The 13,822-nt window shown below is 58.5% G+C and carries 10 protein-coding genes; 3 read left to right on the top strand and 7 right to left on the bottom strand.

Annotated features, from left to right (window positions below; translation table 11 throughout):
- Positions 1–14: 14 nt before the first annotated feature.
- Both RSF91_RS16210 and RSF91_RS16205 read right to left on the bottom strand, forming a co-directional pair.
- The gene (locus RSF91_RS16210) at positions 15–959 is read right to left on the bottom strand and encodes a bifunctional OB-fold nucleic acid binding domain-containing protein/MaoC family dehydratase (RefSeq protein WP_332569392.1); all 945 of its coding nucleotides are present in this window, start codon (positions 957–959) and stop codon (positions 15–17) included.
- 4 nt (positions 960–963) lie between these two features.
- Positions 964–2,178 carry a thiolase family protein gene (locus tag RSF91_RS16205; RefSeq protein WP_332569391.1) on the bottom strand — a complete coding sequence of 405 codons (1,215 nt, stop codon included), beginning with the start codon at positions 2,176–2,178 and terminating at the stop codon, positions 964–966.
- A gap of 212 nt (positions 2,179–2,390) precedes the next feature.
- On the opposite strand from RSF91_RS16205, the gene RSF91_RS16200 reads away from it, so the two are divergent.
- Genes RSF91_RS16200 through RSF91_RS16190 form a run of 3 tightly spaced genes read left to right on the top strand, consistent with a single transcriptional unit; the run spans position 2,391 to position 6,345 of the window.
- Positions 2,391–3,395, top strand: a complete 1,005-nt coding sequence (locus tag RSF91_RS16200) for a WD40/YVTN/BNR-like repeat-containing protein (protein WP_332569390.1) — start codon at positions 2,391–2,393, stop codon at positions 3,393–3,395.
- Positions 3,392–5,881: an efflux RND transporter permease subunit gene (locus RSF91_RS16195; protein WP_332569389.1), complete on the top strand. Its 2,490-nt coding sequence runs from the start codon at positions 3,392–3,394 to the stop codon at positions 5,879–5,881. The genes RSF91_RS16200 and RSF91_RS16195 overlap by 4 nt, the downstream gene beginning before the upstream one ends.
- Positions 5,881–6,345 carry a nuclear transport factor 2 family protein gene (locus RSF91_RS16190; RefSeq protein ID WP_332569388.1) on the top strand — a complete coding sequence of 155 codons (465 nt, stop codon included), beginning with the start codon at positions 5,881–5,883 and terminating at the stop codon, positions 6,343–6,345. Before RSF91_RS16195 ends, RSF91_RS16190 begins: the two co-directional genes overlap by 1 nt.
- Before the next feature lie 179 nt (positions 6,346–6,524).
- On the opposite strand, the gene RSF91_RS16185 is transcribed toward RSF91_RS16190, so the two are convergent.
- The 5 genes from RSF91_RS16185 to RSF91_RS16165 form a co-directional block, all read right to left on the bottom strand.
- Complete coding sequence (locus RSF91_RS16185; RefSeq protein ID WP_332569387.1) at positions 6,525–7,502, bottom strand: dienelactone hydrolase family protein; 978 nt, start codon at positions 7,500–7,502, stop codon at positions 6,525–6,527.
- A 197-nt stretch (positions 7,503–7,699) separates the two neighbouring features.
- Positions 7,700–9,241, bottom strand: a complete 1,542-nt coding sequence (locus RSF91_RS16180) for a DUF1302 domain-containing protein (protein WP_332569386.1) — start codon at positions 9,239–9,241, stop codon at positions 7,700–7,702.
- A gap of 23 nt (positions 9,242–9,264) precedes the next feature.
- Positions 9,265–10,644 (bottom strand): DUF1329 domain-containing protein, encoded by a 1,380-nt coding sequence (locus RSF91_RS16175; protein ID WP_332569385.1) that lies wholly within the window; start codon positions 10,642–10,644, stop codon positions 9,265–9,267.
- A 278-nt stretch (positions 10,645–10,922) separates the two neighbouring features.
- Positions 10,923–12,638 carry a class I adenylate-forming enzyme family protein gene (locus RSF91_RS16170; protein ID WP_332569384.1) on the bottom strand — a complete coding sequence of 572 codons (1,716 nt, stop codon included), beginning with the start codon at positions 12,636–12,638 and terminating at the stop codon, positions 10,923–10,925.
- Between the two features lies 1 nt (position 12,639).
- A complete protein-coding gene (locus RSF91_RS16165; RefSeq protein ID WP_332569383.1) occupies positions 12,640–13,767 on the bottom strand; it encodes an acyl-CoA dehydrogenase family protein in 1,128 nt (375 codons plus the stop codon).
- Positions 13,768–13,822 lie beyond the last annotated feature (55 nt).

The raw sequence follows: 13,822 nt of genomic DNA, 5'->3' as shown, positions 1-13,822 counted from the left end.
TCTGCTCGCGCAGATTACATGTACAGAATCACCAGATCATTGATGACCGCAGGGCGGTCCTGACCCACCACATGGACGTTGATTTCCATGGTGGTCTGCACACCGCTCTTGACCTGCTCAACCGCCTTGATACGCGCACGGGCGCGGATCTTGCAGCCAGAGGGAACAGGCGATGGGAAGCGCAGACGATCCGAGCCGTAGTTGACCATGTTGTTGAAATCAACCACCTCGTAGTCCAGAGGGATCTTCAGCTGGCTGGCCAGCACCTGAACCAGAGCGCCATGGGCGATGGTGGTGCCAAACGGGCTCTTTTCACGCGCTTGCACGGGGTCGGTGTGAATCCAGTAGTCATCGCCCGAGAGCTTGGCGAAGTCGTTGATGACTTCCTGGCTCACGGTGAACTCGTTGGACCAGGGGCTGTATTCCTCTGAGACCAGCGACTTCATGGCGTCGATGTCCTTGACGGAAATCTTGCGCTTGGGTGCAACGTTTTCCTGCACGGCAGCAGCGGCCGGTGCGGCCTCTTCTTCAACCTTGATGACCGAAGGATGGCTGCCCGCCTTGTCGGTAAAGCGCAGCAGTGTGATTTCGCCGGGGCGGTCGTCAAACACGGGGCGCACTTCCATGCCAACCTTCAGCGCTTCAGGGTCGACACCCACCATGGTGGTGTTGATGCGAACGCCTTCTTTCAGCTCAACCACGGCCAGTGCCTGAGGCATCTCGTCCGTGAACTCCGGCATGGTGGGAATGCGCGCAATGGTGAAGCTGTACAGCGTGCCTTCGCCCGAGACCTTGCTCCACTTCAAGGAGCGCGAACCGCAGGTGGGGCAATGGGTGCGAGGGAAAAACAATGAATGTCCGCGATCGCATTGCTGAATGCGGACTTCATGGGCCTTGAGGCCTTCCCAGTACGGAGCCGAAATTTCCGTGGGATGCGGCAGAGGTTTGTTCCAGGCCATGTTCTTATGCTCCCCGCAGGATCAAGGCGCCCTGCTCGCTCATCACGCCACCGGTGCCGGACACATACGCCAGATCGTTGCGACCCAGCTGTCTGTCGCCTGCACGGCCCTGAATCTGGTGCACCGCTTCAATCACTTGCGACATGCCGCCCGCTGTGCCGGACTGGCCGAAGCTCAGCTGGCCGCCGTGGGTGTTCATGGGGAAGTTGCCCTTGAAGGTGAAGTCGTTGTTGCGCAGGAAGTCCATGCCCTTGCCCTTCTCGCAAAAGCCCGCGTCTTCCAGCGACAGCATCACGGTGATGGTGTAGCAGTCATAGATCTGCGCCATGTGCATGTCGGAAGGGCGCATGCCCGCCATCTCGAATGCCTTGGCAGATGCCGGGCCGATGGGGGTCTTGAGCATGTCGGCCATGTACGTGGGCGACTTGCTGCTGACATGCTCGCCGCAGCCAACGATGCTGACGGGGCGGTGCTTGGTGGTCTTGGCGCGATCCGCGCGGGTGACGATCATGGCGCCGCCACCTGCGGCGGGCAGCACGATTTCCAGCACGCGCAGGGGCTCTGCCACCATGCGCGAGTTCAGCACGTCATCCACCGTGATGGGCTGGCCGTAGAACATGGCATTGGGGTTGTGGCAGGCGTTGAAGCGCTGGTCCACACTGATGCGCGCAAGCGCCGCTGCATCGTAGCCATACACCGCGCCATAGCGCTGGGCAATCATGGCGTAGCCGGTGTTCTGAGCCATGTGACCGTAGGGCAGGTCCATCTCGGCTTCAGGCGCACCAAAGCGGGTGCTGTGGCCGCCAAAACGGCTGGACTTCATGACCTCCTTGAAGTGGTCGTCATGCTCTGACAGCGGCGTCATGCGCGATGGCAGCACGCAGACCACGGTGTTGCACAGGCCCAGCTCAATCGCTGCGGCTGCACGCCATGCCATGGCTACGGAGCTGGCTCCGCCCAGGTCAACGACCTCGGCAAAGTTCAGACGCACGCCCAGATATTCACCTGCCATGGCCGGCACAAAAGAGCCAGCTTCATGGAAGTGGGGGCCGCTGGTGATCAGACCATCGACCTCGGACAACTCCATGCCCGCGTCTTCCAGAGCCTGCAGCGTCAGGTCAGCCACTTGCTCCAGGTGGAACATGCGTGGCGCTGTCGCGTACTTCTCTGGCTTGTACTGTGCAACGCCTACCAGCGCCGCTTTTCCTTGCAAACCCATATGTCTCCCTTAACAAGAAAGTGTTCATTCATTGTCTAAATGAAGCGGACTGAATCCATCGTCTGTAGAGACTAAAAAACCGGCCCAGTACATACCCCTAATTCTCAGAGCAAACGTCCATTCGGACGATGTTGCCAAAGCCTCAAATCAAGAACCTGCCCTTGTGTTTGCAATACATGCACATGCGTGTAACGAATCAATAAGGAGACAACGTGAAAACAGCCGTCGGTATCGGCGCAGCAGCATTGGTGGCCTTTGCCTCTGCGCTCGCCTTTGCACCTCGCACCCCACCCCCACTGGCCCCCACAACGATTGGCGTTGAGCGCAGCCACTTCAACACCGTCACTCAGGTGGGCGACAGGTTGCTGGCCGCCGGTGCTCTGGGTGGCATCCTCTACTCTGACGACAAAGGCGTGACCTGGACCTCTGCCAAGCTCAGCCAGGACCGTCAGGCCCTGCTCGTCAGCATTGCTTTCGCACCCGACAAGAAAACTGGTTTTGCCGTAGGCCACGAGGGCTGGATGCTTCGCACCAAGGATGCTGGCAGCACTTGGGAAGAAGTCGCTTTCTCCAAGGAAAACGGCGAGCCGCTGATGTCGATTGCACGCCTGCCTTCGGGTGACTGGATCAGCGTCGGCGCCTTTGGCCGCGCCATCGCCTCCAAGGACAACGGTCAGACCTGGGTCCCACTGACACTGCCTGCCGAAGTCGAAGACAAGCACATGAACCGCATTGCCAGCACTGAAGATGGCAAGAACTGGCTGATCGTTGGCGAGCGCGGCCTGGTCATCAAGTCGACGGACTCTGGCGAGACATGGCAGATCGAGCCCGAGTTCTACAACGGCTCCTTCTACAACGCCATGCCTACCCGCGAAGGTGGCTGGTTGATCTACGGCATGCGCGGCAACGCATTTGTACAGACCGCACCGGGCGAGCAGTGGACCAAGTCCACGATTCATGCACCCATCTCCTTCTTCGGCCACGCCCAGGAAAAAGACGGAACCATTGTTCTCGTCGGCCAGGGCAGCATGCTGGGCATGAGCAAGGACGGCGGCAAGACTTTCACGCTGCAGCGCGCCAAGGGCCGCGCAACCCTGACCGACATCGTGTTGACCGGCCCTGACAGCGGCTGGATCTCCAGCGATGCGGGACTGCAGCCCTTTCCCCCATCTCAGGCCAAGGCAGCCGCACCCGCTGACCAAGGAGCGAAACAATGACTTTGAGTGAACCCACCAGCCGGCTGGACCGGATGATTGCAGCGACTGCACGCTGGCTGATTTCGTGGAGCAAATCCATCGTCGTTCTGACGCTGATTGCCACGGTACTGCTGGCCATTTCTGCCACGCGCACCCATCTGGATCCCGGCTTCAACAAGCTGATCCCCATGCGTCATGACTACATGACGGCTTTCCTCAAGCATGCCAGCACCTTCTCTGGCGCCAACCGCATTCTGGTGAGCGTGGAGTGGAAGGGCGCGCAGGGCGATATCTACAACAAGGAATTTCTGGATGCGCTGCGCGGCGTGACGGACGAGGTGTTCTTCACCCCCGGCGTGAACCGCGGTCAGGTGTATTCGCTGTACACCCCGAACGTGAAGTACATCGAGATCACCGAAGTGGGCTATGTGGGCGAGGTGCTGATTCCTTCGCGCTTTGAAGCCAACGAGGAAGGTCTTGCCAAGGTACGCTCCAACGTGGCCAAGTCCGGCCAGATTGGCTCGCTGGTCAGCAACGACCTGAAGTCCGCCATGGTGCGCGCCGACTTGCTGGAAGTGGACCCCAAGACCGGCGAAAAGCTGGACTACCACAAGGTCGCCCAGCGACTGGAAGAGATTCGCAGCAAGTTTGAAAGCAAGGACATCTCCATTCACATCATTGGGTTCTCCAAGGTGTTGGGTGATGTGATGGACGGCCTGAGCACGGTGATGACGTTCTTCGCCATCGCGTTCGTGATCACCACCATCATGCTGCGCATGTATACCAAGTCCACCAACCTCACCGTGGTGGGTCTGGCTGTGGCCTTGCTGCCCGTGATCTGGCTGCTGGGTATCTTGCCGCTGATTGGTTACGGCATCGACCCCATGTCGATTCTGGTGCCCTTCCTGATCTTCTCCATCGGCGTGTCGCACGCGGTGCAGATGACAGGCGCATGGAAGCATGATGTACGCGCTGGCCTGAGCTCCAAGCTCGCCGCTGAGAACGCGATTCGCAAGCTGGCTATTCCCGGTGCACTGGCGCTGCTGACCAACGCCCTGGGCTTCATGGTCATCATGCTGATCGACATCCCCATCGTGCACGAACTGGGCCTGACCGCCTGCATGGGCGTGCTACTGATGATCATCACCAACAAAGTGTTCCTGCCTGCGGTGCTGGCCAATCTGCGTCTGGAAAAGAAGGCGATGCAATCGCCCTCGTCGACATCCAACGGCCGCAACCCCATCTGGTGGAAGCTGTCTGGCCTGGCCGAATCGCGCCCCGCTCTGCTGACGCTGGCGGTGTCGCTGGTACTGCTGGCTGTGGGTACTTACGAGTCTCGCCATCTGCTGACGGGTGACGTTGGCACTGGCGCCCCCGAGCTGCGCGCCGAATCGCGCTACAACCGCGACAACGACAACATCATCAGCAACTACTCCATTGGTATGGATGTGCTGTCCGTCTTCGTGGAAACATCCAACCTCGACGAAGGCTGCCTGAACTGGCAGGTGATGAATGCCGTCGAGCGTTTTGACGCCCGCATGCGCCGCGTGGATGGTGTTCAATCGGTCTCTACGGTCTCTGGCCTGGCCAAGATTGCAGCGTCCAGCAACAACGAAGGCAATCCCCGCTGGGCTGCTCTGCAGCGCACAGAAGCGTCTTTGCGCTCCGGCGCCAAGGCACTGTCGCCTGACCTGGGTCTGAACACCGAAGGCTGCAAGGTCATCAACCTGCAAGTCTTCCTGAAGAACCACGAAGGCGCGACACTGACCCATGTGGTCAACGAAGTGCGTGAATTCATCGCGGCAGACAAGACGCCTAACGTCAAGTTCCTGCTGGCTGGCGGCAACGCCGGTGTGGCCGTTGCGACCAATGAAGCCGTTGAGCACGCTGAAGTGCAGATGCTGGGCTCCATCTTTGGCGCCATCACGCTGTTGTGCTGGCTGACCTTCCGCAGCTGGCGCGCCGTGCTGTGCATCGTCGTGCCTCTGGCCATCGTGTCCATTCTCTGCAACGCCTTGATGGCCATGCTGGGCATTGGCCTGAAGGTGCCTACGCTACCCGTGGTGGCACTGGGTGTGGGTGTGGGCGTGGACTACGGCATCTACCTGTTCGAGAGCATGCAGCACGAGCTGCGCGAGCGCGATATCTCGCTGCGCGAGGCCTTCTATGAGGCCATGCGCCAGCGCGGTAATGCGGCCATCTTCACAGCGCTGACCATGTCGATCGGCGTGGGCACCTGGGCATTCTCGGCTCTGAAGTTCCAGGCGGACATGGGCATCTTGCTGGCCTTCATGTTCCTGGTGAACATGCTGGGCGCCATCTTCCTGCTGCCTGCCATGGCCGCCTGGCTGAATGTGGGTCCAGCAGAAGCCAAGGCCCGCGCCAAGCGCATGCAAAAGCAGCAAGGCACCAAGGCCGCAGCCAGCACCAGCAGCACCGGCGGCATCAGCCATGCAGGCGGCATGCTTAAGCCTGAGCCCCAGTCGTCCGTGAACGGGAAAGTGTAATGAACACTGCAGCAAGTACTCTGGAGCAGGTTCTTCTCGAGCATGCTCTGACCCAGACCCTGACTCGCTATGCCACGGCATGCGACACACGCAACTGGGACTTGCTGCAGCAGGTTTTCACACCTGACTGCACCACGATTTATGGTGGCAGCTACATCTGTGAAGGTGTGGCCAGGGTACGTCACATGATCAGCACGCACCTCGACGGCTGCGGCCCCACCCAGCACCTGCTGGGTAATCTGGAAGTGGATGCCAGCAACCCGGCCCACCCGCGCAGCAAAATTCAGGTGCGTGCAGTGCATCAAGGGCTGGGCGATCGCGCTCATCTGCGCTACGACGCCATTGGCTTTTATGAAGACGAATGGCTGCAACTGCCGCAAGGCTGGCGCATTCAAAAGCGCAGCATGACCATGCTGCTGGAGATCGGTGATCGCTCAGTGCTCCAGCCTGCACCCAAGCCCTGAAGATTTCCATCAACGATCAGGCCGCACAGCTCGCTGTGCGGCTTTTTTCATGCCTGCTAATCTTCCAATTTTTACTATTAAAAACGCAGCTGCCTGCGCTTATTAAATAAGCGCCTGAGGCTTATTTCACATCAAAAAAAGCCAGCTTAAAAGCTGGCTTTTGCAGAGTTCAGAAAACGCTACATCTCAAACCGCGCCTTGAGAAACTGCAGCAGCTGCTTGCTCGCCAGGCTACGAGCGGACTCATCACGACCAGCGATATAACCAACCTTGACGCAGTCGCCCAGCGCCTTACCGCTTTGCACGCGAATCTGGTAGCGGGTCTGGCGATCGGGCTGAGCGCCTGCAGGAATCAGTTGCTGACCGTTCAAGACCGGAAAGTACTTGTCATTGAACTCAATCGTGCAACCCGCCAGGTAGGGGCGGTTCGTCATCTCGCGCGGTTTGTCACTTTCCCAGTCATGACCGGCCTTGGCATAAACCACCGTACTGACATCCGAGCCGGCCTTACGCAAAATGGCTTCCTGCTGGGCACAGGCAACAAGGTCGTTCGATGCATCTTCTCCCGCTCTAAAGCTGAGCAGCGGCGAGCCAGTGGTTTTTTGTGACTGCAGCAGCGCATAGCAAGGACCGTAAAAGTCCACATGCATGGCAAAAGGCTGAATAAAAGGTGCCAGCTTGTCGCGAATACGGGCATCCATGCTCATGCGCGCCGCGATCCCGCCTTTAGAAAAGCCCATCACCCCAATACGCCAGCCATCAATGGCCGGGTGTTTGTTCAATGCCTTCAGCGCCGCATAAGCATCGGCCACGGCATCGAACTCGGAGGTCCCCATGACCTTGAGTGCATAAGGCATCTCTTCACTGATACCACGCGGCTTGAAGTTATCAACCAGCAACGCAGCAATGCCGTTGTCCGCCAGCATCTGCGCAGTTTCGTTCTCACGTCCAGGAATGGCTCCAGCACTACCGGGCAGGACCACCATGGCTGGTACCTGTTTCTTCTCGCTGGCGCCCTTGGGCAAAAATAGCTTGCCCATGCCCATGGTCGCCTCTGCCTTGGCAGGCTGATTGAGCAACACATCAAGGTCATAAGGGCTGCTGGATTTGAAACGAATTTCACCCTGTGTCTCACTGCGCAGTTCCGTGGGTGGCATCAAAGGAGCGACTCTCGGCAACGGAGGCAAAGCATCGAACATGTGCTGAGCCCAAGCCGCCGAACTCAAGAGGCTCAGAGCAACAGCCCCCAGAGGCATGGCAATTGTCTTTGTCAGAATGTGCATTTGTTTACATCCCCGTTCAAACACAAAAGCCCGGAGAGCCGGGCTTTTGTGAGGTTGGCTCGTCCCAGTGTTTAGAACGAGTACTTGGCTGTGACGGACAGCTGGTCGCGGTCTGCCAGAGGACGTGCACGCAGAGGATCCGCAGATGGATTACCCAGGTAGTTGATGTAGGCGACGCTGATCGCGAGATTGCTCTTACGCACAAACGTTGTACCCAGGCTCAGACGGCTGTCGCTTTGGCCACCACCGAAGGTGCCGACCAGAGCGCGACCGCGCAGTTGCGACTGGTAGCTGATAGGAATGCTCAGATCCCAGCCTTCAAAAATACCGGGGTAGCTCAGCGTCAAAGTTGCACCAGCCACCAGCGAATTGCGAGTCTTGAAGTTCAGGTTGTCGACGCTGCTGCCATCGGCCACACTCATCACACGTGAACCCGAGACTTCAGCCAGCAAGGACATGTCGTCTGCAATCGCTGTACGGCCGATATTGAAGATACCGCCCACGTTACCCTGCACCACATCACCACGCACAGGCGTCCCAGAGCCATTGAGCACAGGCGTACCCTTGCGATAGCTGACTTCGGTATAGCCAGAGAACTTGCCGAAGGTAGAGCTGGCTGTTGCACCCAACATATGGATGTCATCGAAATAACGCACCTGATAGCCCGTAGGAATACGGCCATTCATGTTCAACACCAGCGAAGGCGTGCGATCGTTGTAGTTCAGGTAGTAGAGACCGACTTCGGTTTCATCAGTGACGCGGAAGCGACCACCAATACCCCACTGCCCAGTGCTGCTGGGGCGAATATCGTTGCCACGTTTGTAACCTGCGCAGGTCCCCTCCTTGTAGTAGCCTAGGCAGGATGCGCCCGGACCCAAGGCATTGCTGGTGCTGGTGTACATGCCAGGTGCAGGCAGCAGGGTTTCATGGAATCCGAACTGGTAATGTGCCAGCAGCGACAGCTTGGGGTTCACTTCCAGAGAAGCGGAAATCTGATCTTCGGGCAGCAAAATCTCCTTGACTTCAGCACCAGGCGATGCTGCCTTGGCCGCATCGCTGGGGCCTTGAGCCGATGCGATATTGGCAAACAGATTGGATTCACCCCAGTTCACGACCTGCTTACCGACACGCACTGTGGCACGAGACTCGCCCATGTTAAAGCTGGTGTAGGCATAGGTATCCAGCAGACGCGAATAGCCACCACCGTAGCGCTTGGCCGCAGAGTTGAACTCATTGACCGGGCCGGGCGTGCTGATAGGTCCCTTGTTATCGTTGCTGCCGTGATAGACATCGTCATAGAAAGTGCTGGCATTCAGCACAAAGCCGCTGTCGCCCTTGGACAACTTGCTTTCCCAGACAGCGCCCAGACGGTTTGCCGTCAGCGAGCCCTTTTTGAAGTTCAAGTTACCGTCAGTGCGCAGCGAGTTTGTTGCAGGCGAAGCAGCCACGGGGTTCTCCAAACGCACACCCAGGCCATAGCTCATGTTCAGACGCCAGTCGAACTTGACGCCATCGCCCAGCTCAATGGTCTCCCCCGCGTGAACAGCACCCATACCCAGAGACAGCAGCGCAGCCACGGCAATGGGGGTGAGTTTCTTTATATTGTTTTTCATAGTGAATTGCTCGTTGATAAAACTTAGTTGCCAGCGTTGCGGGCGGCTTCTGGCGTGAACATGGCAGGAGTCAGGTCACCCTTGTTCAGGATGGGACCCAGAGGGCGCTCCTGGAACAAGTTGTAGCCCATGTATCCGCCCGAATTCAGGTCGTGATAGAAGGACGTACCTGCGTGCCAAGCCTTGATATCGAACGAGTAGTAGTAGTTGATGAGGGCCTGCTGCCAGAGCTGACCGCGTGCGTCATACATATCGGAAGCCACGGCCTGACCGGTGTCCTCATCCACAAACAGAACGCGCTTGCCATAGAGGTGGCGGAAGCCTTCCTTCAGCGTGCCTTCCACAGCCCATACGCGACGCAGCTCATAGCGCATGAACTCTGGGTTGGCGTGACCAGGCTTGAGCAGGTCTGCGTACTTCACAGTCGCCTGGTGAATCTTGAAGTTGTTGGCGGGGATATACATCTCTTTCTTGCCCAGCAACTTCCAGTTGTAGCGCTCAGGCGAGCCATTGAACAGACGATCAGAGTCAATCGTCATCTTGCCGCCGGTGCCAGTCATGGGCTGATCAAAGCCATACTCGGGCACCTGACGCACACGACGTGTACCGGGGTCATAGCTCCAGGCCAGACGCTTGTCCTTGCCAAAATTGGTGGGTTCTACGGAGTTGGTAACGCCACCTTTTTCACGCTCGGGCAGCATGCCTCGGGTGGTGCTGTAGGCCATTGGGCCTTCCACTGGCGTGCCCAGCTTCTCCGGCATATTCACCATGTCCAGATTGCGGTTGCCCATGCGGCCGAAGCTCATGCTGCCGTCGGACAGCACATTGGCCATGTCACGAATAATCGTTTCCGTGTAGGCACGTGTGGGCAGCAGGTTGTTCCAGATCACTTCCTGGCCCGTCTTGGGAATCGGGAAGTTGATGGCACCAAAGTGACCCTTGATGCTCAAGCCATCTGCCGCGACTTCAGATTCAAGCGCATTCTTCTTCAGAATGACGCAAGTCTCATCGGTGTAGCGGAAGTCACGGTGCCCCTTGTAGACAGGGAGCTGCATGGTCTTGGGATACTTCTTGAACATGGCTTTTTGACCATCGCTGAGCTTGTCAGCGTACTTATCCATGTTCTCGGCGGTAATCACGAGAATTGGCTTCTCGTCCGCATAGATGTCGACAGGATGCTTGCCGCTCGCCTGGACGTGCGCCACGCCCGCTGGAGCGCCCAGCCATTTGCCAGTGAACTCAGGGATAGTGCCTTCCTTGTTGCCGGCTTTGATCGCACCAACACAAGTCAGCTCTTTGCCCAGCTGTTCTGCTTCGCTAGCCGGTACCTTCGCCCATACCGACGTTGCCACCAACAAACCCACTGCCACTGCGAGCGGAGTCTTTGCTGTCACAAACTTCATCTCTGTCTCCTAGGTTCTAGAGTTTTTTTTGACGGGTGCTACAAACGACATTCATGCCTCGCCGTACCCCTTGGTTTTGCCGTTTGCAGGCAGTTGCATACTGCTTGAGCAGAGTCTTAAACCCATCGTCTGAGAAGACTACTGACAGACCCTAGAGGCCTAGTCCACATAGGGCATGAAAGTAACTTTTCCCAATGAAAAAGCCTGCTGGCGCACTTGGCGGCAGCAGGCTTTTTGAAGACTCAGGGGAAAGTCCTAGGACACCCCAGAACAGTGCATTAGCTCATCAGGTGAGCGCACTCCTTACGGATGGCGGCCTTGAGCATCTTTCCGGCAGGATTACGTGGCAAAGGCTGATCACGCACCACAATCTGTGTCGGCACCTTGTAGCCCGCCAGGCGCTGCGCCACAAAGTCGCGCAAGGCCTCGGGCGTCACCTGACTCCAGGGCTTTCCCACCACCACGGCAACCACCTGCTCGCCAGTCACCTCATGCGGCATGGAAAACACTGCGGCCTCCTCCAGTGCTTCGTGCTGAAGCAAACAGGACTCGACCTCAGCCGCCGCTATTTTTTCGCCACTGCGGTTGATAACATCCTTGATACGGTCAACGATGGTCAAGAATCCCGAATCATCCAGAACACCGATATCACCGGTGTGGAACCAGCCGCCCCGCATGGCGTTTTCCGTGGCCTCGGTATCGCCGCAGTAGCGCTCCATCAGGGTCACGCCGCGCAACCAGATTTCTCCGGCAGCGCCGACAGGCAAGGCCGTTCCATCCAGATCGGCAATGCGAACCTCAATAATGGGAGACAGCACACCAGAGCTGCGAGGATGCGCCTCAAACATGCGGCCAGAGCTGCCTGCGCAGACTCCGTTGGATTCCGTCAAACCAAAGCCGATGCCCGACATACGCCCGCTGAACTTGCCCAGCACATCATCAATCAGACGGGGATGCAGGCCTGCGCCGCCAAAGCCAACGCCAGAGAGGTTGCCCGAGTTCTCGGGCTGCTCAAAGCCCGGCAAGCTGATGAGCTGCTGCACCATGCTGGGTGCGCCATTGAACTGCGTGACCTTTTCCTTGCGGATCAGCTCGGCAGCCTTTTCAGGCTCCCAGCGGTGAACAAAGATCAGGCGGCGGCCGTGGCGCAGGCTAACCAGAAACTGCGCATGCAGGCCACTGACATGGAACAGCGGAACCGCAGACAGCGTAGTCGGCTGCAACTGGCGCGCCATGATGGCGGCAATCGCATCGGGCGATGTGATCGCGGCCAAGGCGCCGATGAAGTCAATATTGAACAAGCCCTGGCATACAGCGCGGTGCGTTGACTCAACACCCTTGGCTCGGCTGGTTGCACCCGAGGTGAACAGGACCAGCGCGGGCACATCAGAGTCCAGCTGCGGCGCGGCAAAACCGTCGTGGCCACCCGCCGTCAGCTCAGCCCAGCTGACATCACCACCCTCGCCATCCACCACCACCGTCTTGATGGCCTGACCAGCGATAGCTTCCTTGACGCGCGCATAGCGATCTGCATCGCAAAACAGCATGACTGGCGTGGTGTCTTCAAGATTGGCCATCAGCTCGCTGCTCAAGCCAAAGCTGTTGAGCGGCACGGGCACGGCACCCAGCAAAGCCACCGCCGCAAATGCCACAGCCCATTCGGGGCGGTTACGCATGGCAATGGCCACACGCTCACCGGCCTTCAGGCCATGGAGCTTTTGCAGACGGCTGGCCAGCGCATCGGCCGCGGCAAAGAATCGGTCAAACGTCCAGCGGTCATCGCCGTACACCAGAAATTCAGCCGCGCCATGTGCTCGCCCGGCGTTGATGAACTGAGGCAGGTTCTGAAAAGCATTGCGATAGGCCGCCACATTGCGGCCATCAGCCAGCGTGAGCTGCTGCACTTCAAACGGTGCGCCAGGTGAAGTCAGCTGAGCGCGAACGCCCTTGATCTTGTCGCCAATGGAGGGGGCGGCACTGGTCTCTGTCGTCATCTCAAAATCCTTTCAGCTGAGCAAAGCGGGCACGGTGGAAACCACCATCGCCCAGCAAGCGCTGCAAAACACGTGCCCGCTTGAAGAACAGGCCGATATCGAGTTCATCGGTCACGCCGATACCGCCATGCAGCTGAATGGCTTCGTTGCACAGTTTCTCGCACAGATCGGATGCCTTGGCCTTGGCGATGCTCACGAGCTCTGCCACCTGAGCCTCTTTGCCAGAATCAATGGCTTCATGGGCTCCAAGCACGCAGCTTTCCAGCAACTCCAGTTCCACATACAGGCGCGATACGCGGTGCTGCAGCGCCTGAAAGGAGCCAATCACCACATCAAACTGCACGCGTTCTTTGAGGTAAGCCACCGTGCGCTCAAACACTTCACGCATCAGGCCCAGCGCTTCAGAAGCCAGACAGGCTCGAGCGCGGTCCAGCACTTCATCGAGCACCTTGGCGGCAGGCATGGCGACCAGCGCCATTTCTGCCGTCAGTGCCACCTGGTCAAACTGCACGCGCGCCATATTGCGGCTGTCGATCAGCGACTGACGCTGCACCGAGACACCTTGCGCATCCGCTGGCACCAGCCACAGGCCGGGAGCACCTTCACCCGAAGCAGCCAGAACCACAAAGGCGTTGGCACCCACGCCATCAATCACGAAATATTTTTCGCCGCTCAGGCTCCAGCCAGTGCTGCTCTTGGTGGCAATAGTGCTCAGCTTGGCTGGCAGGTGCAGACCCGATTGCTCATCGGTGGCCAGTGCAATGCGCGCCTCGCCAGCCGCCAGCAAAGGCAGCCACTGCGCCTGCTGCGCGGCAGAACCTGCGCGAATCAGCAACTCAGGTGCAATGACGGCCTGACTCAGCAAAGGCTGGGCCGACAGGTTGCGGCCAATGGCCTCAAACACGGCGCCCATGCCCAGATAGCCTGCGGCAAGTCCATCGTGCTCCTCAGGCAACACGGCCACGGGCCAGCCCATCTCCACCATTTGCTGCCAAAGCTGGGTATCAAAGCCCTGCTCTACCTTCTCGTCCCGCAGGCGGCGCTGCTGGGCCACGGGAGCTTCTTCAGCCAGAAAGGCAATGGCACTGTCTTTGAGCAGTTCCTGCTCTTGCGACAAAAGCATGGTCATATCGTGTCTCCAATCTCAATTTCTTATCAGCACACCTTGGCCCAAACCAGAGGCA

The organism is Comamonas sp. (genome assembly GCF_036643215.1).
Classification (GTDB): Bacteria; Pseudomonadota; Gammaproteobacteria; order Burkholderiales; family Burkholderiaceae_C; genus Comamonas.
Note: the sequence above shows the minus strand (reverse complement) of the source record. Positions and strands in the feature narration are given on the sequence as shown.